17 protein-coding genes and 1 riboswitch are annotated in these 21,000 nt (G+C 43.3%); of the genes, 2 read left to right on the forward strand and 15 right to left on the reverse strand.

The genetic code is table 11. From position 1 onward, the window contains the following. Positions 1–3: 3 nt before the first annotated feature. From AC4HAF_RS05645 to AC4HAF_RS05675, 7 genes are all read right to left on the reverse strand, one after another. On the reverse strand, positions 4–1,353 hold the full coding sequence (locus tag AC4HAF_RS05645) for a DUF438 domain-containing protein (RefSeq protein WP_491097002.1): 1,350 nt from the start codon (positions 1,351–1,353) through the stop codon (positions 4–6). Beyond that, positions 1,353–1,586: a DUF1858 domain-containing protein gene (locus AC4HAF_RS05650; RefSeq protein WP_491091142.1), complete on the reverse strand. Its 234-nt coding sequence runs from the start codon at positions 1,584–1,586 to the stop codon at positions 1,353–1,355. The genes AC4HAF_RS05645 and AC4HAF_RS05650 overlap by 1 nt, the downstream gene beginning before the upstream one ends. A 110-nt stretch (positions 1,587–1,696) precedes the next feature. Then, positions 1,697–2,449, reverse strand: coding sequence for an alpha/beta hydrolase (locus AC4HAF_RS05655; RefSeq protein ID WP_491097003.1), 753 nt, complete (start codon positions 2,447–2,449; stop codon positions 1,697–1,699). Positions 2,450–2,471: 22 nt separating this feature from the next. Continuing rightward, a complete protein-coding gene (locus tag AC4HAF_RS05660) occupies positions 2,472–3,725 on the reverse strand; it encodes a DUF2130 domain-containing protein (protein ID WP_491097004.1) in 1,254 nt (417 codons plus the stop codon). 204 nt (positions 3,726–3,929) lie between these two features. Then, positions 3,930–5,210: an O-acetylhomoserine aminocarboxypropyltransferase/cysteine synthase family protein gene (locus AC4HAF_RS05665; RefSeq protein WP_491097005.1), complete on the reverse strand. Its 1,281-nt coding sequence runs from the start codon at positions 5,208–5,210 to the stop codon at positions 3,930–3,932. A 184-nt stretch (positions 5,211–5,394) separates the two neighbouring features. After that, positions 5,395–7,677 (reverse strand): DNA helicase PcrA, encoded by a 2,283-nt coding sequence (pcrA, locus tag AC4HAF_RS05670; protein WP_491097006.1) that lies wholly within the window; start codon positions 7,675–7,677, stop codon positions 5,395–5,397. Between the two features lie 261 nt (positions 7,678–7,938). Beyond that, positions 7,939–9,255 (reverse strand): FAD-containing oxidoreductase, encoded by a 1,317-nt coding sequence (locus tag AC4HAF_RS05675; protein WP_491097007.1) that lies wholly within the window; start codon positions 9,253–9,255, stop codon positions 7,939–7,941. Positions 9,256–9,544: 289 nt separating this feature from the next. Continuing rightward, positions 9,545–9,630, forward strand: a riboswitch (glycine riboswitch). A gap of 109 nt (positions 9,631–9,739) precedes the next feature. Here AC4HAF_RS05675 and AC4HAF_RS05680 point away from each other — a divergent pair. Together AC4HAF_RS05680 and AC4HAF_RS05685 are read left to right on the forward strand one after the other, a co-directional pair. Then, positions 9,740–11,071 (forward strand): alanine/glycine:cation symporter family protein, encoded by a 1,332-nt coding sequence (locus AC4HAF_RS05680; RefSeq protein ID WP_491091148.1) that lies wholly within the window; start codon positions 9,740–9,742, stop codon positions 11,069–11,071. An 85-nt stretch (positions 11,072–11,156) separates the two neighbouring features. Beyond that, positions 11,157–12,359: a cation diffusion facilitator family transporter gene (locus AC4HAF_RS05685; protein ID WP_491097008.1), complete on the forward strand. Its 1,203-nt coding sequence runs from the start codon at positions 11,157–11,159 to the stop codon at positions 12,357–12,359. A gap of 12 nt (positions 12,360–12,371) precedes the next feature. Here AC4HAF_RS05685 and AC4HAF_RS05690 read toward each other — a convergent pair whose 3' ends face one another. The 8 genes from AC4HAF_RS05690 to AC4HAF_RS05725 all read right to left on the reverse strand — a co-directional run bounded on the left by AC4HAF_RS05690 (position 12,372) and on the right by AC4HAF_RS05725 (position 20,724). Beyond that, positions 12,372–13,205 (reverse strand): amino acid ABC transporter substrate-binding protein, encoded by an 834-nt coding sequence (locus AC4HAF_RS05690; protein WP_491097009.1) that lies wholly within the window; start codon positions 13,203–13,205, stop codon positions 12,372–12,374. 21 nt (positions 13,206–13,226) lie between these two features. Beyond that, complete coding sequence (locus AC4HAF_RS05695) at positions 13,227–13,856, reverse strand: amino acid ABC transporter ATP-binding protein (protein ID WP_491097010.1); 630 nt, start codon at positions 13,854–13,856, stop codon at positions 13,227–13,229. A 9-nt stretch (positions 13,857–13,865) separates the two neighbouring features. Beyond that, on the reverse strand, positions 13,866–14,507 hold the full coding sequence (locus AC4HAF_RS05700) for an amino acid ABC transporter permease (RefSeq protein ID WP_491091152.1): 642 nt from the start codon (positions 14,505–14,507) through the stop codon (positions 13,866–13,868). 180 nt (positions 14,508–14,687) lie between these two features. Beyond that, positions 14,688–15,020 (reverse strand): zinc ribbon domain-containing protein YjdM, encoded by a 333-nt coding sequence (locus AC4HAF_RS05705; RefSeq protein WP_491097011.1) that lies wholly within the window; start codon positions 15,018–15,020, stop codon positions 14,688–14,690. A 141-nt stretch (positions 15,021–15,161) separates the two neighbouring features. Continuing rightward, positions 15,162–16,310 (reverse strand): mannitol-1-phosphate 5-dehydrogenase, encoded by a 1,149-nt coding sequence (locus AC4HAF_RS05710; protein ID WP_491097012.1) that lies wholly within the window; start codon positions 16,308–16,310, stop codon positions 15,162–15,164. A 220-nt stretch (positions 16,311–16,530) separates the two neighbouring features. Then, complete coding sequence (locus AC4HAF_RS05715) at positions 16,531–16,968, reverse strand: PTS mannitol transporter subunit IIA (protein ID WP_491097013.1); 438 nt, start codon at positions 16,966–16,968, stop codon at positions 16,531–16,533. Position 16,969: 1 nt separating this feature from the next. After that, entirely contained in the window at positions 16,970–18,922 is a 1,953-nt protein-coding gene (locus AC4HAF_RS05720) for a BglG family transcription antiterminator (RefSeq protein WP_491097014.1), read from the reverse strand. 29 nt (positions 18,923–18,951) lie between these two features. Then, the gene (locus tag AC4HAF_RS05725) at positions 18,952–20,724 is read right to left on the reverse strand and encodes a PTS mannitol transporter subunit IIBC (RefSeq protein WP_491091157.1); all 1,773 of its coding nucleotides are present in this window, start codon (positions 20,722–20,724) and stop codon (positions 18,952–18,954) included. Positions 20,725–21,000: the final 276 nt, after the last annotated feature.

The raw sequence follows: 21,000 nt of genomic DNA on the forward strand, positions 1-21,000 counted from the left end.
TAATTATACATCGCGCTTGCTGTCGCTGTCCAATTCAAAGAAAGGCTTGATATCTTGGACGTATTCCAAAACTCCCTGAAAAATCCCTTGTTCATCACGAACCGCAGCATAGGTAACATAGACAAATTTGCCCAGACGCTCAGACTGAAACCACATCTCCACCTTATCTTTTTGACCGGAACGCAGGACTTCAAAAACTTTCTTGACCTTGTCCAATACTTTGGGTGGATGGCAGAGTTCGACATTGCGCCCTATTTGGCTGGGTGTACGTTTAAAAACCATCTCGGCAGCCGGAACACTGTCATTGTAATATTGAAAGATATCATCCTTATTGACAAAAGTAATCTCCAAAGGTAAATGATTCAAAATAAGGTTGGCCTGTTCAACCGACAGATAGCCATTGCCAAAAGGCTGCTGAGCCGTGCGGTCAGCTGCGGTGCTTTCCTTAGGTGTAAAGGTAATAGTGAACTGACCTTCCGGTGTCTCAATGATGCGCTTATTGCCAGATTCTTCCAATGACGGCGCCGCTGAAGATTCCGCCTGCGGCTCTCCGTCATTTTTTCTTTCAGCATCATCAAAGGATACACGCTGAGGGCGCCATTTTTCAGCCGGTTTGAGAATAGCATAGCCGTAAGCATCACTTTCATCAGCAATCTGCAGCCAATCGTCCTGTGTGAAAGATTCCAGAAGAATCATCAGCAAGATAGCTTCTTCTTTGAAGATCATTTCTTCAAATTCATCAGCAAAAATCTCGAATTGCTCAGAAACCTCCTCAATAGAACCCTCTGGCAGCTTCTCCAGAGCCGTCTTAGCGTTTTTAAAGAGCTGACGAATATTATCATCCACTCCCCACATCACTTTGGGCGGCGCATCGTGCCCATAGCCTTCCATAATAGGAAAGAAGAGTTTTTCCTTGCGGGTATAGTGATTGTCAAACTGCCCCAGTAAAGCAAACTGATGCCTGAGACCTTTTAACATTTCTTTGCGAAAGTCCGTATTTTCAGGTTTACCGTAATTGGCGATAATCCGGCGAATCCGCATAAGAGCGGCACGCAGAGCCAAATTTTCATCCTTAAACACTTTGACCGGATGCCCCTCCTGCTCACTGTCAGGTACATCAACGCCAGAAACGGCTCCCTTAAAAAGATTGGCATGGACATTGCACAGATCCATAACATCTTCAAAGGTAATACCGGTATCCGCATTCATCAGCTCATGTTCCATCATGGAAATTTCAATGGCAGAAACACCTTTGAAATGCCGATTAAACCGCTCTTGCACAGACTCAGCACTGGCACCGTGGTGGAGTTCCAATAAAATATCTTTTAAGACTTCAATTCTTTCATCAGCCATCATTTGTCTCCAATCACTTCATAGCCATTAAATTCCAACGTCCGTTTAATTTCAGCAAGGGAAATGCCGGTCATCTTAGAGCCTGCCGCCAGCGTTGTCACCTTGCCAACGGTATTGAGCATGGCAGAATTAGCCAAGGGCTTAAAGCCCAGTTCCACCAGAATAGCCTTGACCTCGGGATGCTCCTTAATGGTCTGTGCAACGGGTTTTGATAAATCTATCGTATTGTTCATGATTATACCTCATAATATGGTGATAACCCTATTATAACGAAAATCAAGCGAGAATTCATATCCAAAATCCGAACCAGCCTGAGTTAGTACCCTTGCCCTTTTAAAAAGTTTTATTTTTCTAAAAAACGGCTGACCAAATCAAGCACTGTCTGCCGCTGATTGTTTTCACCAGACAGGCCGTGATCGGCTCCCTCAATTAAATGGTACTCGTCATTCCTATAAACAGCATGATAGCGATTCGAAGCAAGAGGACTGACAACCTGATCAGCATCACCATGCACCAGTAAAGTTGGTCCTTGGTAAACCTGTGCCACCTCATAAATCGGCAGGGTCTGAGCCGTTCTGAAATAATCCCCGCCAACAGTAAAACCATCGATCACAATACTGTCGGGAATACGATGCGGATCATAGACAACACCCTGGCATTCCCCCTTAAGCGCATCATCCTTGAGAGTTGCAGCGGGTGCAAGCAGGACCAGCTTATCAATAACATCTGGGAAATAGCCTGCCAACATACTGGCAACCACACCGCCTTGAGAATGCCCGACCAGGTAAATTTCTTTAGCCTTTACAGTATGGCGGGCATAATCAATAATCTTCAGACCATCGAGCAGTTCACTTAAAACAGTCATGTCCTCAAAGCGCCCGCCGCTTCTGCCGCAGCCGTTAAAATCAAAACGAAGAGTGGGGAGACCAGCAGCATTTAGTGACTGAACCAAGTCATTGAGCAGCTTTCCTTTTTGATAACCCAGATCTCCTTTGAAACCGTGCATTAAAATGGCAATTCTATCGTTCTCGATCGTCTGAGTTCCTTCCAATAAGCCAAATAGACTTAAACCATCCCGTTCAATAGTGATTTCCATCGTTAAAGCCTTCTTTCTTTGTTTAATCGTTATCTAAAGCAGCAAATTTTGCCTTCATGGTTGGATTTTTGCGAGTCAGTTTTTTAACCGAAACGTCGTCCAGTTTATTATTAGCCTTGCTGAGATGCCCTGAGCTGATACGCAGCGCTTCTTTTACCTTTTCCATCTGCTTGATGGATTCATCGATGCGTTTGATGGCCTCTTCAAACTGTGTGCTGGCGTTGGTATAGTGTTTGGCAAAAGCATTTTTAAAGCTTTCCAGATCTTCTTCGAAATGCGTGATGTCAATGTTTTGTTCACGCACCAAAGCCAGCTCCTGCTTGTACTTGAGTGAATTGAGCGCAGCATTTCGCAAAAGCCCGATCAGCTGGATAAAGAACTGCGGCCGAACCACATACATCTTCTCATATTCATGGCTGACATCGACAATGCCTGTATTATAGTAATCATTCTCAGCCTCAAGCATCGTCACTAAGACAGCATACTCACACTTTTTCTCCCGGCGGTCCTTATCAAGCTCCTTAAAGAAATCAGCATTCTTATGCTTGGTTTTGGTCGTATCCGCCTCATTTTTCATCTCAAACATGATGGACAAAAATTCAACACCGTTTTCATCGGCCTCGCGAAAAATAAAATCCCCCTTGGAACCGCGGCCGGAAACCTCATTATCCTTAGCAAAATAGGCATTAGGGAAGGCATAGCTGCGCACCTTGTTGAATTCTGTTTCTGCATAATTTTCTAAGCTTTCGCCGATAGCCTTGGTGGATTGCTGCGCTTTGAAATTCTTATAAAATTCTACTTGTTCATTGGCCGCCTTAAGCTGACTTTCATAGTCGCTGCGCACTGACGAAAGTTGCAGCTCACTTTCTTTTTCCTGCAGTGTCAGCTGATTTTTAGCCTCATCACGCTCTTTTTCAACCTTTGAAAGAGCCGTCTGCAGCTCGTTGTCCTTTTCTAAAGACAGCTTATCCAAGCGGTTTTGCAAATCCGTAACTTCTTTTTCCTTTTCAGAGAGAGCCTTAGCCATTTCAAGGGCATTGACAGAGGATAAGTTCTCAATTTCTGCCTTTAATTCAGCAATTTCAGCATCTTTCTTCCCTAATTCCTGCTGCAGATTGTTTTTCGACTTTTCTTCCAAAAGCTGCGTCTCACGCGCTAAGCGATCATGCAGTTCTTTATCAAATTCACTGCTGCGCACCTGCGCCAAAAGCTGGCTGTATTCTGTTTCATTGATGGTAAAAACTGTCCCGCAGTGCGGACATTTGATATTATTCATGACTACACCCCTATAAAATTTATAGCTCTATTATAGCAAAAAATAAAACCGGCAGCGATGTCTGACAATTCCCTTAAAAATTGCAGATAGAGTCTTGATTAGCAGAGGCTGTTGCCAAGGCACTTAAAAATACAAGCATCCCCTGTCTGACAGACAGGGGATAGTCATTAGTTCATACAAAGCTTTCTCAATCCGGTTATGTGATCAAATATTGTCTAAGGCTGAGCCTAAATCCTCAATTAAATCATCAGCATTTTCCAGTCCGATAGAGACACGGATTTGATTAGGTTCGATGCCGCAGGCAAGAAGATCTTCCGGGCTCATCTGGCCGTGAGTTGTGGTTGCAGGATGCACCACAAGAGATTTGGCATCAGCGACATTGGCAAGATCCGAAAAGATTTCTAAGCTGTCAATGACCTTGCGAGCAGCTTCTGCTCCTCCAGCAACATTGAAGGTAAAGATGGAGCTGGCACCCTTTGGCAGGTATTTTTGTGCCAGTTCGTAATAAGGGCTTGATGGCAGGCTGGCATAGTTGACTTTGGTTACCTTAGGATGTTTTTCCAGATATTCCGCGATTTTCTTGGCATTTTCGACATGGCGTTCAACCCGCAAAGACAGAGTTTCTAGACCCTGTGTCAGCAGAAAAGCGTTAAAAGGGGACAGGCAGGCTCCGGTATCGCGCAGCAACTGTGTGCGAACAGCTGTAATAAAGGCTGCTGCCCCGATATCACGGGTATAGCTGAGATTGTGGTAAGACGGATCTTCATCGACAAACTGCGGGAACTTGCCGGATTTTTCCCAGTCAAATTTGCCCGAGTCCACGATTACACCGCCGATAGACGTGCCGTGACCGCCGATAAATTTAGTGGCCGAGTGCACGGCAATATCTGCACCGTAAGAAAAAACATTGATCAGATAAGGGGTGCCAAAGGTATTGTCAATAACCAAAGGAATGCTGTGGCGGTGGGCAATCTCTGCCAATTTTTCAAGATCGGCAACATTGCCTAAAGGATTTCCCAATGTCTCAGCCAAAATAAACTTGGTATTATCCTTGACAGCTGCTTCAATAGCTTCAAAATCAGCCACATCCACAAAGCTGGTCGTAATCCCATAGCGCGGCAGCGTTTCTTTGAGCAGGTTAAAGGTCCCGCCGTATACAGTGGTTGCTGACACAATGTGGTCTCCGGCATGAGCCAAGGCCAAGGCAGTGTAGGTAATGGCTGCCATTCCAGAAGCTGTCGCCAAAGCACCGACACCGCCTTCAAGAGCAGCCATGCGTTCTTCAAAAACGGCAGTCGTTGGATTGGTAATTCGTGTATAGATATTGCCCTCTGTGCGCAGGGCAAAAGAGTCCTCAGCATCCTGCGAATCGTTGAAAACATAAGATGTGGTTTGATAAATGGGCAGAGCCCGCGACTTAGTCGTCGGATCAACCGTTTGACCTGCATGCAGCTGCAGGGTCTCAAATGAATAGTCTTTCGTCATAAGCTTTCCTCCAAAAACATAACTAGAGTTATTGTACACCTAAAATGCCTCACTGGCTAATAGTTATCCGTCTAAAAGGGGTATAGCCGAAAACTATACCCCACTGCAGTTATTGTACAGGACAGAAATGCCCTGCACCGATAAAACACCTCTCAAAAACAAAAGCTTGTCGCTCAAGAGCGTATCATTTCTTTTCAATGGGTGCAACACTGGCTAAAACCTTTTTCAGGCCGATTTCCGGAAACTTGATTTTAAGCTCCTGATTTTTACCGCTGCCGGTCACTTCAAGAACTGTACCGTCCCCCCATTTGCGATGGCAGGCAGTATCACCAATCTGCCAATCAATCTCTGCTTTAGCGTCTGAATGTGCGGCAGCGTTTGCCAGAGGCAATTTGGTGTTTGTCGGCTGTGCTGCGGTTTTGCGCGCCTGCAAAGCCTGAGCAAGACTCATGCCTTGACCGAATTTAGCAGGTCTGCCATCAGCATAACTGGCTTTAAAGGATGTTGCCGCAGGACGGGCCAAGCCTTGATAAGTCAGCAAATCTTCTGAAATTTCCTTAATAAATCGGCTTTCGCGGTTATAATCCGTCCGTCCATAAAGGGTACGGGCATTGGCATTAGTAATGAACAAGAGCTCTTCTGCACGGGTAATGCCAACATAGGCCAAACGGCGCTCTTCTTCTAATTCATCAGCTTCTTCAATAGACCGCGACAAAGGAAAGACACCTTCTTCAAGACCGATGATAAAGACAACCGGAAATTCCAAGCCTTTGGCGGCATGCAGAGTCATCAAGGTCACTTCAGCTGCTTCAGCATCGCCTTCATCCGTATCGGCAATCAAGGCCAAATCGTTGAGGAAACGGCTGAGCTTATCAAGACCTGTTTCATCCTCAGGAGCATCTTGGATACTGTCATCAAAATTTTTGGTAACCGATAAAAATTCTTCAATATTTTCAATCCGAGCCTGACTTTCCAGTGTATTTTGCAGCTGCAGAGCCTCCATATAGCCTGTCTTTTCCAAGACCTCTTCGACCAGTTCAGTTATGCTGTACTGATCCAAATCAGCCCGCAAACTAAGCAAGGTATTGGCCAGATCCCAGACAGCCTGAGCAGCCTTCCCCTTAATATTTGAGAGCATGATTTGTTCTGAAGCTTCCAGCAGACTCATGTTTTGAGCAGCCGCAAAAGATCGGATTTTTTCTAAGGTCCCGGGACCGACACCGCGCTTAGGTTCATTGACAATGCGTTCAAAAGAAATATTGTCTGCACCGTTGGCGATGACATTAAGATAAGCAATGACATCACGGATTTCCTTGCGGCTGTAGAACTTGGTTCCTCCGACCATGGTATAGGGAATATTAGATTTGAGCAGGGCTTCTTCAATGGTCCGTGACTGGGCATTGGTACGGTAGAGAACAGCGAAATCTTTAAAATTATGATCCGTCTCTCGCACAATGCTGTCAATCGTTGAGGCGACAAAGACAGCTTCATCGCGCTCATCTTCAGCCCGATAATAAACAATCTTCTCACCGTCGGCATTTTGGGTCCAGAGTTTTTTAGGACGGCGGTTGCGATTGTTTTTAATGACTTCATTAGCCGCCTGCAGAATTTTTTTAGTCGAACGGTAATTTTCCTCTAAAAGAACAACCTTGGCTTGTGGATAATCCTTTTCAAAATCCAAGATATTTTGCATATCAGCACCGCGCCAGCCATAGATTGACTGATCCGCATCACCGACCACACAGATGTTTTTAAAGCGGGAAGCCAAAAGCTTAACCAGCTGATACTGGGCATGGTTGGTATCCTGATACTCATCGACATGGATATACTGATAACGCTGCTGGTAGTAAGCCAATACATCAGGATTTTTATCAAAGAGACGCAGCGTCAGCATGATTAAATCATCAAAGTCCATAGCTTCACTGCGGCGCAGCTCTTCCTGATAGACCTTATAGCACTTGGCCACAATTTGCGTGTACATATCGCCGGCTAGATTTTCATACGCTGCTTCATCTATGAGATCATTTTTAGCATTGGAAATGGTTCCCAAAATGGCTCGTTCATTCCATTTCTTAGAATCAAGATTAAGATTCTTGATGATGCGTTTCATAAGCGTGCGCTGCTCACCCGGATCAACAATAGTGAAATTACGATTATAGCCGATATGGTCTGCTTCACGGCGCAGAATCCGCACACACATCGAGTGAAAGGTCGCAATCAAAGTATCACTGGTTGCCGGATTCAGCAGCATAGCCCGCTCTCTCATCTCACGCGCTGCTTTATTGGTAAAGGTGATGGCTAAAATATTCCAAGGATTGACCATTTTTTCATCAATCAGATAAGCGATACGGTGAGTCAGCACCCGTGTTTTACCGGAACCTGCTCCCGCCATAATCAAAAGCGGTCCTTCTGTCGTTTTAACAGCCTCTGCCTGTCTTTCATTCATTCCGTTTAATAAAGGATTCATTGCACTTAACCAAGAGCCAGTCTTTTGACTTTTCGCAAATACAGTCTTCTTCAGGATTAGCGAATTCTGCACAAGCAGACAAATCTGACTCTGCTGTTTTATTCCTTTCTTTCCTATAATGATGCCTGTCTATTGTACCATTTTTAAAGCTAAAAAGAAAAGAACTCAGGAAATAATAAAAGAGTTCATCTTCTCACCCCCGCGTTAGGAGGTTAAAATGAACTCTAAATGGGGAGATTGGACTTTTGCCATCCTCTCTTTTTAAAAATTAAAAACATCATTGAGGTTTTCAGCCATTGTCGGATGGGTAAAAATTTGATTTTTAAGATAGGTATAGGGAATCTGATTGTCCATGGCCATCTTGATCAGATTAATATTTTCCTGAGAAGCCTCACCAAAAAGTGTAGCACCGAGAATGTCCTTAGTTTCTGGATTGACCACCACCTTATAGAGACCGCGCAGATTATTATTGACATGAGCACGCGGCATAGCGGCAACAGCTAATTCTTTGCTCTGATAAAGCAGGCCTGCGGCCTGAGCCTCTTTTTCAGTCAAACCAACCTGAGACAGGGGCGGCTGAATAAAGATGGTAGCAGGAACATTGTGGCGCTCTTTCAAGCTGTAGCTGCCTTGGCCGGTCAGTTTTCCAAACACAATCCGAAAATCATCAAGCGACGTATAAGTAAACTGAAGACCGCCGTGGACATCCCCCACCGCATAGACATTTTCCACGGTCGTCTCACAAAAATCATCCACCTGCACAGCACCGCGCTCAGTTAATTGGATATCGGTATTTTCAAGTCCTAAGTCCTCGACGTTAGGCTTTCGTCCTGTGGCATAAAGGACCGCATCAAATTCATACGTTTGGCCGTTTGACCTTACAAGCACTGCGTCACCTTGGTTGCTTACCTTTTCTACCTGAGCCGATAAGACAAAATTCACTCCGTCTTCTTCTAAGTAAGATTTGGCCAGCTGTGCCACTGTTTCATCGGCACGGCCGAGAATCATCGGTGAGTTTTCAAAGACCGTCACCTGACTGCCTAAATGAGCATAGAGACTGGCAAACTCTAAACCGATATTGCCGCCGCCAATAATCCCCAAACGCTCAGGCTGACTCTCCAACTGCTGAATGCCTGTGCTGTCATAGACATGGCGGCTTTCTGCCAAGCCTTCAACAGGCAGCTGGTTGGAAACGGCACCTGTATTGATGACAATGACTTCAGCACTCAGCTGTTCACGTTCATCGCCGGCAGAGAGTTCTACCACTTTATTAGAAAGAAATTTGGCTTTGGCTGTATAGAGATCTGCACCAGAACCTGTCAGTGCAGCCTGATTTTTTTGCCGCAGGCGTGCTGTGACAGTATCTTTCAGCTCCATTGCCTGAGCAAAAGACAAATTCTTCTCGGCCGCATGGATTAAGGTTTTGGTTGGAATACAGGCAACATTGATGCAGGTTCCGCCATACATCTGTGCATCTTTTTCCACCAGGGCAACTTTTTTGCCTAAGCTGCTCATCTTAGCTGCCAAGGTCTTTCCGGCCTTGCCAAAACCAATAACCAATAAGTCATATGTTTTCATATTTGTCTCCCTCTTATTCTAATAATGCCATTCTACCAAGTCACAGAGCTTTTGTCATATATCTGCTACGGAATCAGCAACAGACAGGCCAAGCAAAGCTGTCTTTTTGATAATCATTCGGCTTTTAACCAAGAAAACAGGAAAGCTGCCTTGACATCATTCGACTTTTATTATATTATAATTTTACTATATTAAAGCCGATTGACGTTTTTCAGGAGAGAAAAGATGGCTGACCATCTTTCACCGAAGGAGTAATACTTTCAGGTGTCTGAAGACAGGACTGATAAACTGACGGACTTCTGGAGAGACCTTTTTAGGCGCCGAAGGGGCAAGGCATATGCTCAATCTCTCAGGCAAAAGGACAGAAGATAAGTAGGTTTTTAGAGTTTTTCTTGGTCTTGCTTATCATGTACTCACAGAAGTTGTTTGCAGACAGCTTCTTTTTTCTGTGAAAAAACGCAATCGCTAAAGGAGATATGTTTTCATGTTGGATTTTTTTAAAGCCCTTGACAATATCGTCTGGGGCGCACCCTTGCTGATTCTCTTGGTAGGTACCGGTATCTATCTCAGTATGCGGTTGGGACTTTTGCAGATTTTAAAACTTCCCAAAGCTTTTAAACTCATCTTTACCGATGACAAAGGTGAAGGGGATATCTCAAGTTTTGCGGCACTGGCAACAGCTCTTGCAGCTACTGTCGGAACAGGGAATATTGTTGGGGTTGCCACAGCTATCAAAGCCGGCGGACCTGGCGCTTTGTTTTGGATGTGGGTTGCTGCCTTCTTTGGTATGGCAACCAAATATTCAGAAGGGCTCTTGGCTATTAAATACCGTTCCAAAGATGCTAACGGTGAAATCTCAGGCGGCCCGATGTACTATATCACTAACGGGATGGGCAAACACTGGAAACCCTTAGCAGTATTCTTTGCTGTTGCCGGCATTCTTGTTGCTTTCCTAGGAATCGGAACCTTCTCGCAGGTAAACTCCATTACCTCTTCTCTTGAAAACAGCTTTCATTTTTCACCAAAAATTGTCAGTATCATTGTCGCTGTTATTGTTGCTGTTATTATCTTTGGCGGTATTCAGTCTATCTCCAAGGTGTCTGAAAAAATCGTTCCTTTCATGGCAGTCATCTATATCATTGCTACTCTGAGTGTCATTTTCGTTAATGCCGATCAGATTATACCGGCCTTTAAGGCCATTTTCACCGGAGCCTTTACCGGAACTGCTGCTGTCGGCGGCTTTACCGGAGCTGTTGTCAAAGAAGCTATCCAAAAAGGGATTGCCCGCGGTGTTTTCTCCAATGAATCAGGACTTGGTTCTGCACCGATTGCCGCTGCTGCTGCCAAGACTGAACAGCCTGTCGAACAAGGTCTTATCTCAATGACAGGAACTTTTATTGATACGCTGATTATCTGTACTTTGACAGGGATTTCTATTCTGGTAACGGGTAAATGGACAGTTGCAGGCTTGGAAGGTGCACCTTTGACTCAGGCTGCGTTTTCAACTGTTTTTGGAACACCGGGAGCCATTGCCCTGACACTTTGTCTGGTCCTCTTTGCCTTTACCACGATTCTTGGCTGGTCTTATTATGGGGAACGCTGTTTTGAATTTCTCTTTGGAACAAAATACATCGCGGTTTATCGCACTATTTTCGTTATCATGGTCAGCCTCGGCGGCTTCCTCAAGCTGGAACTAATCTGGATTATCGCAGATATTGTCAACGGGTTGATGGCTCTTCCGAATTTAATCGCTCTGCTCATGCTTTCACCGATTATTATTAAAGAGACAAAGACATATTTTGCTACTAAAAAATAAAGCGCAAAAACCATTTTTTAAATGGTTTTTGTTTTGCCGTAAACGTGTTATAATAAGGACTATTAACAACTTTCGGGAGAACATTATGGCGACACCGGCAGATAATCTCAAACTGGCACAGCGCGGTCCTGTGCTCAGTATCATTGTTTATTTATTATTAACTGTATTTAAGCTTCTTGCTGGACATTTTCTGCATTCGGCATCCTTAACGGCGGATGGCTTTAACAATGCTTCAGACATTGTCGGAAATGCAACGATTCTCATTGGACTGCACTTAGCCAGCAAACCCGCAGACCGCGACCACAAATTCGGTCACTGGAAAATAGAAGATCTGGCCAGCCTCGTGACCTCTTTTATCATGTTTACCGTAGGTTTTCAAGTGCTTCTTGAAACCATCCATAAATTGCTCCACGATGATCACGTCAGAATCGATCCTCTTGCAGCGTTTGTCGGTCTCATATCGGCCGCTCTTATGCTTTTGGTTTACAGCTATAACATTAGTTTAGCCAAACGGCTGAAATCCGGAGCTCTCAGAGCAGCTGCCAAAGACAATCTCTCTGATGCTCTGACTTCACTTGGAACAACCATCGCTGTCACAGCCAGCAGCTTCAGCCTCCCGATTATTGACAAAATCGCTGCTATTATCATTACCTTTTTGATTTTAAAGACAGCTTACGATATCTTTATGACCAGTGCTTTCAGCCTTTCTGATGGCTTTGATGACAAACAGCTGCAGGAATACGAAAAAGCTATTTTAGAAATCCCCAAAATTTCCGCGGTTAAATCCCAGCGCGGACGGACCTACGGCAGCAATGTTTATTTAGATTTGGTTTTAGAAATGAATCCGGATTTATCTGTTTATGAGAGCCATGACATTACAGAGAGGGTAGAAAATCTCCTGCAGGAACGTTTCAATGTCTATGATATTGACATACACGTTGAGCCTGCCGCCATTCCAGAGGATGAAATCTTTGAAAATGTTTATCATAAGCTTCACAAATATGAAAAAATCATCTTATCCAAGATTCCCGATTATGAAGATCTGCTGGCAGAACATTTTGCCCTGATTGATGAAGACGGCCATATCACTACCAAAAAGAATTTTCTTCAATCACGGCAAAGCAGAGCAAGCAATTTCACTTATTTTAAAATGATTACCATCAGCCAGAAAACCAAGCTCATTACCTATGAACTTGATGGCTATCGTCACAGCAGTCTCTGGCGCAGGCATGAACAATGGCTGCTCATTTATCACCAGATCACACCGATCCTTAAACTAAAAAAATAAGTCCCGTGGGACTTATTTTTTTATGGCCTTGCTTGCGACGTCTTCGCCAAACCATTTCTTAGATATTTCTTGGAATTTGCCCTCTTTGTAAAGTTTCTTGAAGGCTTGGTTAATCTTTTTGACCAAGGTCTTGTCTGACTTACGCACGCCGACTGAAAAATCTTCGCTGGCATATTTACCTTTGATGATGTTATAATTTTCCAGCTCTTCTTCCTGCTTAAGATAGTAATTGGCATAGACACGGTCAATCAGGAGGCCGTCGATGCGGTCATTTTTCAAATCAATAAAGGCCTGTGTGAAGGTTTCATACTGAGTAGCATCATTATCCTTGACAATATCCTTTAAAACCTTTGGATTAGCCGTGAAAGCATCATAACCGGATGATCCGGACTGCGCTCCCAGAGCCTTTCCTTTCATGTCAGAAAAGCTGGCAATGCTGGAGGATTTCTTAGCAACCAGAACCTGATCATTTTTCATGTAGGGTTCTGTAAAGCTGACCTTACGGGCACGTTCCTTTGTTTTTGAATAACCGTTCCAGATCAAATCAATCTTCCCGTTTTTTAACTCAGTTTCTTTCAAATCCCAGTTGATAGGCTGCCATTTAACCTTGATTCCGTATTCGGCAAAGACGGCATTGGCTAAGTCAATGTCAAAACCAACGTTCTTTCCGTTTTTATCCTTGAATCCCATAGGAACAAAGGTGTTGTCAAAACCGATGGTGATGGTTTGCTTTGATTCAAATTTTTTCCAGTTATCCTTAGCATTGCTGTCTTTTTTGCCGCAGGCTGCCAAAGTGACCGCCAAAAAGACGGCAAAAAATCCCAAAATTATTTTCTTAAACGTCATTTTACTACCTAAACCTTCTTTTTATTTTGGATTGATTTTAATAATCTCATCAGAGATAGTTTGCGCAAACTGCATATCATGCGTGACAACAATCTGCGTAATCCCTATTTCCTGATTTTGCAGAATCAGCTTCTCTACTTCCTGGCGCAGCTCCGGATCAAGGGCACTGGTCGGCTCATCGTAACCGATAATTTTTGGATTAACCATCATGGCACGCGCCAAAGCCACCCGCTGCTTTTGTCCGCCCGACAGAGAATAAGGATAAGCATTCTCATGCTCTTGCAGTCCTAAGCGTTTCAAAAGCTCTCTGGCTTTTTGTTTAGCCTCTTCTTTTGACATGTTCATCGTTTTAGTCGGTGACAAAATCAAATTATCTAAAACCGTCAGATGCGGAAACAGCTGAAAATCCTGAAAAACAAAGCCCAGCAAATTGCGATTTTCTAAATGATTGATGGGAACTTCCTCGTCATTATAGATAACCTGACCGGAGTCAATTTTTTCAAGCCCTGCCAGCATCCGAAGAAGGGTGGTCTTGCCGCCGCCGGACGGTCCCACTAACGACAGAATCTTGCCTTCAGGAATGCTTAAATTAAACTGATCGAAAATCACTTTCTGACCAAATCGTTTGGATATATTTTTTAATTCTAACATGATTCACCCTTACTTGTAATAGCTAAATTTCTTCTCAACATACTTAGACAAGATCGTGACGATACCAATCAAAATCAAATAAATACCGCCGGCAATAAACATCGGTGCTAAAGTTGCATCACGGTTGGCTGCTGTTTTGCTGGCCAAAAGCAGATCTCCCACTCCCAGAACATAAACCAGCGAGGAATCCTTAACCAAGTTAATAATCTCATTAAAAACACTGGGTAGAACAATCTTAACCACTTGCGGCAGGATAATATAACGGATTGTCTGCAGCTGACTCAGTTTTAACACCTTTGCCGCTTCATACTGCCCCTTAGGAATAGCTTCAATACCGCCGCGGAAGATTTCCGCAAAATAAGCAGCGTAATTCAGGGTAAAAGCCAAAATTGCTGCCGGCATACGGTCAAAAGTGACCCCTGCACTCGGCAGTACATAATAAACAAAAATCAGCTGCAGCAGAAGCGGTGTTCCGCGCATGACCCAGACATACAGATTGAGCAGCCAGCGTAAGGGCTTGAACCTAATCTGCATCAGAAAAGCCAAAACAGCTCCTAAAGGAATAGACAGGACAATGACAATAAAAAAAACCTGTAATGTAATAAGCGCCCCATCTAAAAGACTGGGTAAAACTTCCGATATATAAGACATAACCGCTCCTGTAAAGATAATCATTTCTTATTATACCAAATTTTCTGAAAGTTTGATAGGCAGATTTGAATCTTTAACCGTATTTTATCAGCCAAATCATTGAAGAGGATAATCCATTTTAAAAACTAAATAAGAGCAGGGGAATTTTTCAGTTTCCCTCAAAAAAACATTTGCTGTGGTCTACAGCTTTTTAACGAATTCCGATTTTAATTTCATGGCGCCAAAACCCTCTATCTTACAGTCAATATTGTGATCCCCTTCAACAATACGGATATTTTTGACACGCGTTCCTTGTTTCAGGTCCTTTGGTGCCCCTTTAACTTTAAGATCTTTAATCAGGCTGACAGTATCACCGTCTGCCAGTTTATTGCCGTTGGCATCAAGAACGACAAGGTCTTCATCAGCATCTGCTTCTGCCGGATTCCATTCATAAGCACATTCAGGGCAGACTAAAAGAAGACCATCCTCATAAACATATTCTGACTGGCACTTTGGACAATTTGGTAAAGACATATAAACTCCTTAGTTGTTTTATTACTATCTAAGTTTACCTGAGTTTTTACCGCTTGGCAAGCCCTAAATTCCTCATTTCCGAATAAGCCGGCAGGCTGTTAAAAAAGCAGCTAACGTTTTGAATCTAGCTGCTTTTTATTTTTATGCTAAAGATTGAATACTGGCTGCCACTTCTTTTACCAAGATGGTATCTGTTAATCCTGTTACTTCTTTAATAACCTCTTCCAGCGGTTTTTCCTGCAAGAGTTTTTGCAGCTGAACGCTTTGTTCATCTGTTTCGTCCTTATATTGGAAGACATAGGCAACAGTTTGCAAAAGATTGTCATAGGACAGCTGACGTTCCTTTAGTTCACGGATAGGACGGATAAACCGTTCATCATAACCTAATTTTCGAATCGGTGTGCGAGCCACACGGGTGACATCATCAACAATATAAGGATTTTCAAAACGACTGATGATGATATCGTGATAAGCTTTTAAATCCTCTTCCTTGAAATTCCATTTAGCTATCAAGAGCTGCCGAATTTCTCCCAGAACAGCCTTGACCTGCTCTTTGACCTGCTGATTTTGAAGGGCTTCTAAGACTGTTTTAGCGCCAAAATAAGCACCGGTATAGGCTGTTGTCGCATGACCCGAATTAACCGAGAACAGTTTTCTTTCGATAAACGGTTCCAGGTTTTCCTCATAGTGAACCTCTGAGAGTTTCAGATCAGGATTCTTCATGGCTGCTGTTTCGACAACCCATTCAGAGAAAGGCTCAACCACGACAAAGAGAGAATCTTCGTGGGTCTGAGCAGGAACGATGCGATCCACCGCTGCATTTGGAAAACCGATATAGTTTTCAGCAAAAGCAAGGCCCTCAGTGCTCAGGTATTTTTGCACTTCTTCCCAAAGAAAAGCGGAGCCTCCGATCATATTCTCACAGGCAATAACATCAAGGGGCTGCCGGTTATTATTTTCACGGCGTGTTTCAATCCCTTTGGCAATCAATTCTGCAATCAAAGGCAAAATATTAGGACCGATAGCAGTCGTTACCAAATCAGCCTGCGCTACCGCTTCTACAACGTCCTGAGGGTTATCCTTATTATTAATTCCCGAAACATTTGACACAGCAATATGGCGTTTGCCGTCTTCGGCAATTTCAATCTCATAAGCGTGCCGTTCATTGAGAGCGTCAATAATCTTCTCATTGACATCAACAAAATCAATGGCAAAGCCATTTTCAAATAAAATTTGCCCGATAAAGCCGCGTCCAATATTTCCGGCACCAAAATGTACTGCTTTTTTCATGGTTTCTCCTTTATTTAAGATACAAAGGCGTCAGCGACACAAAGCAAAATAAGCGGTAAGTCAGAAATCTGAGATTTCGTTGACGCACCCTCGTCAGGACGACTAGAACTCTCAATGCCTGCAAGGCGCAGAGAGTTCAGACGTCTACGACGAATTTAAACCCAAGCGTCGCAAAAACTCTAAGCGAAGCTGTCTTTTTGCTCAGTGTCAAAGCCCGTATTTAGTTCACATTGCTCAACAGTTTGATAACGTCATCTTCTGTCTGTGCATCAGCTAATTTGACAACATTGTCGACATCTGCACAAAAGATAGAGATATTCTGAATCATTTGCAGGTGCTCATCACCGATTCCTGCAATACCAAACAGCACTGTAGCAACCTGAGGATCTTCTTCTGTTCCGAAATTCACGCCGTCAGGTACCTGAACAACCGTGATACCAGATTTCAGAACGTTTTTCTTAGCATCATCGGTTCCATGCGGAATAGCAATAAAGTTGCCCATGTAAACAGACAATTCTTTATCGCGCTGTATCATAGCATCAACATAAGCAGGCTCTACATAACCACCGTCAAGCAGGAGCTGACCGCAAAAACGGATGGCTTCTTCCTTATCTGCAAAATGCTGATTCAGTTTGATTAAGTCTTTTTGAAATTCCATCTTAGGTCTCCAATTTCTTTATTTTTTCTGTAAATATTTGATTCAACAACTGATAAATAATATCTTTATTTCCTGTTTTATAGATTTCCGTATAGAGGTGATTTTCAATAATGGACTGACTGATTGCTGTCATTAAATCTCTGATTTCACTCGATTCGTCCATCTTAGTCAGCATAACCAAAATTCTGTTGACCGTCTCTTCCTGATAATTCATAGAAAGTGCTTTAACAGGCCTTTTTAAGTCATAAATTTTAAAACAGGACCTCTCTACTTTGCTGGACTGCGTATGCAAAAGAGCCAAATTTGTTTCCGGAATTGCTAAGGGACTGACTGCAAAACGTCTCAGCAGTTTATCAGACAGATAACTTTTGTCTGATACCATATCCAAAGTATCAATAATCTTAGGAACGCTGGTCTCAAATTGATCCGGATTGTCAATCCGTTGATAGGAAAATTCCTGCAAAAGCTGCTGGGCAGCTGCAAAATACGTTTGCAAATCATAACCGGCTGACCTTTGGGGTTCATTGCGGATAATAATCTTTTGATGGGCCTGCGTATCCTGCAGATACTCCTGAAGCTGTAAGATTTCCTTGGCATCGGGATAAATAGGGACATGCTTGACGTCTTTATCCGGCAAAGGTTTAGTCGCTAAGACACAGTTATAATAATCCTGATCTGTTGCTTCATACTGATTTAAAGCCTTAACATCAACCTTATCAACAAAAGGCGCTATGGTCTTAATGCGGGTAATCAAAAGTTCTCTCGCCAAAGGCCGCTCATCTGTCAAAAGCAAAATCTTAATCGGATAGATATCCGGACTTCGTCTCAGGCTGGAAGCAAAATGCAGTGTGATCAGCTCGTATTCAGACTCTTTTTGCAGGTATTTGGGAAAGATATCCTGAACCAAAAGACTGACAACCCGATGAAGGTAGTCATTGCCGGCTGCCGCATCATGAGCGATGCTGACTTTGGATTTATCCTCAAAAATCTGCGGAACTGCCAAATTCAGACGAATATGGTTAAACAGAAAATGAAACAGTGTCTTATCCTTTGCAAAATTGATTTTGGTATAAAGCGACACCTTATCAATGAGATTGGATATATTATAGTAAAAGGCACTGTCAAACTTTTCATGAAAGAGAGGCGTTTCCTGTCTTTTGATAACCAATTCATCCAGTACGCTCGCATAGTAAAGAATCTCCTGAATATTGTAAAACTGATTGGTTTGCTGTGAAAATTCTGTGTAGATTTTCTGTGAAAAATCAAGTGCAGCTTTGCTGATGTTTGGCCCGACCGGCTCACCGTCCTGCCAGCCCGACAGGGCTAAGAGAATGGTAAAAAATTCATTCATCTTAGCATCCAAATCAGGCAGGTCAGTCTGTGAGGCCTGAAAAATCTGCTTGGCAATGGCAAGCTTAGTACTGTCAATATCTGTAAAACGTCCGTATTTCCCGGCCCAAAAATCAGAAACAGAGATATTATTTGTTAAGAGAACAGCCAGCAAACGCCGCAGAGCGTTCCTGTCGCCTAGCAGCTGATAGCCTTTTTTACGCTCTAAGTGTACATTAAAATCGGCTAAACGTTTTTCTATTTCTGCGATATCCTGGATGATGGTCACATTTGATACCTTAAAATCAGCCTGCAGCTGCTCGTTGGTAATTCTGTCAGCAGTCAGTAAGAGCTTATAAGTAATCAAATTCAGCCGCTCATACTGCTCGTAAGTATCCAAATAATGAAAGTCAGCTAAATTTTCTAATTCTCCCACTAAAAAATAATACTGATCTTCTTTGATGATACTGATGTTAATGGCATTAAGACTTTTTGTTAAATCAGAAATAACCCGATACACGGTCCGCTGCGATACCTTCAGCAAATCTGCCAGCTGCTTGATTGAAAGCTTCCCATAATCTTGGAAAGCTTTCAGCAGTTGTTCTTCTCGTTTTGTTAGTAGCATAAACTTATTATACACTATTCCGGTTTCATTTACTTATGCATTCTGGCAACAAGCTTATCGTATTCCGGTGTGGTCACAAGGCTGTCAACGACCAAGAGCTGAGCATGAGGAGCCGACTGCTGTGCTTCTCCTTGATGCGCAATCGTTGTTACCACTAAAATATTTTTAGCATTGTACTCATTTAAATCCTTATACGCTGCTGTTGAAACCGGAATTCTGACCTCATTGTTTTTAAAGATTGAACGAAGTGTTTCCTGTCCCATGGTTGCTGAACCTTTAGCTTTTCCATAAGCAAAGACCACGGCATCAATATGGTTTAAATCAATTTCTGTATTGCTGTCAGCGTCTGCTGCAGAACTGTCGCTTGTTTGAGAAACAGCAGAATCATTTGTCAGATTGGCAACAATTTCATCATATTTAGGAGTTGCCAAGAAATTATCTACAGCGACATGTACCGCACGCGGTGTTTTTTGTCCCGCACGGTCAGCCAGCTCTTCTTGTGTTACAATCAATGTATTAGCAGTATCCTGCAAATTAGAAATAGCTTGGTTGGTTACAGGAATGTCCAAACCTGCTTTTTTCACCTTGTCACGAAGAATGGATGCTCCCATAGCTGAGCTGCCCATACCGGCATCACAGGCAAAAATGATTTGGTGAATATTATCCGTTGTAATGTCTGCATTGAGCGGTTCTGCTTTAACTGCTTTTCCTTTAGACTCAGCTTTTGCTGCCTGAGTAGCTTCCTGTGCTGCTTCAAGGGAACCATCATCAGATTTGTCGGCCTTGAGAATCACTGAACCTACTAAGAAAGATACAATCGCTGCTGCGAAGACACCGGCAAGAACGACCAAGTGAGGGCCCCAGCCTTTAGGTGCCATCCCCATGATAGCGATGATTGATCCCGGTGAAGCAGGCGCTGTCAGTCCGGCACCAAGGGTTTGGAAAGTAAAGGTACCAGTAAGACCGCCGGCAATAACAGCTAAGAACATCGCTGGTTTCATCATAACGTATGGGAAGTAGATTTCATGGATACCCCCAAAGAAGTGGATAATCATAGCTCCCCAAGAAGTGGATTTGGCAGAACCTTTGCCAAACATTGCATAAGCAACCAAAACACCAAGACCAGGTCCCGGATTAGCTTCCAGCAAGAAGAGAACGGACTTACCGACCTTAGCCACTTGTTCAGTACCAAGAGGAGTAAAGATACCATGGTTAAGTGCATTGTTCAAGAAGAGAATTTTAGCCGGTTCAATAATCAGATTTGCTAACGGCAGGAGATGGACTTTGACAATCGCTTCAACTCCCAGGCCTACCCATTCTGTTAATTGGGCAACAACCGGTCCGATGATAAAGAAGGCAAGCACCATCAGGGCAAAACCAATCAAGCCAAGTGAAAAGTTGTTGACCAGCATTTCAAAACCGGTTCTGATTTTCGGCTGAACTTTTTCATCGAATTTTTTCAAAAGCCAAGCTGATAAAGGCCCCATGACCATAGCACCAATGAACATGGTTACTGTTGACCCTGCAATCGCACCAAAGGAAGCAATCGCACCAATAACGCCGCCGCGCTGCTTGTGAATATTATACCCTCCGGTATAACCGATTAAGAGGGGCAGCACATATTTGAGCATTGGTCCGACAACATTGGCATCCAGATCTTTATTAGGCAGATAGCCGGTTGCGATAAACAGCGAAGCTGCAACCCCCCAAGCAATAAAGGCGCCAATATTAGGCATAACCATGTTTGATAATGAGGTTCCGAGTTTTTGTATCCGAACCTTTAGTGAAGATTTTTGTTCCATCAGAACGCCTCCTTTTTATTCTGATACTACTATACCACCATCCTTTTTCCAATGAAACTCAAACTTTGGCAAAATGTTTTTGACATTTATGGCTTCCTGTGACAATTTAAAATTAAAGTGCTGTCCGGTCAGACTGCATCAAACATGCAGCAGGTGTTTACATCAGTAAGCCGTCAAAATATAAACCTATGTTTTTGCAGTCATTGTCTGGAATATTTGGATTATTTTATTTCAATTAACAGCTAACTAAAGCTTAAGCACATGAAAAAACCCGGA

It is taken from the genome of Streptococcus sp. ELY_90, from assembly GCF_058314475.1.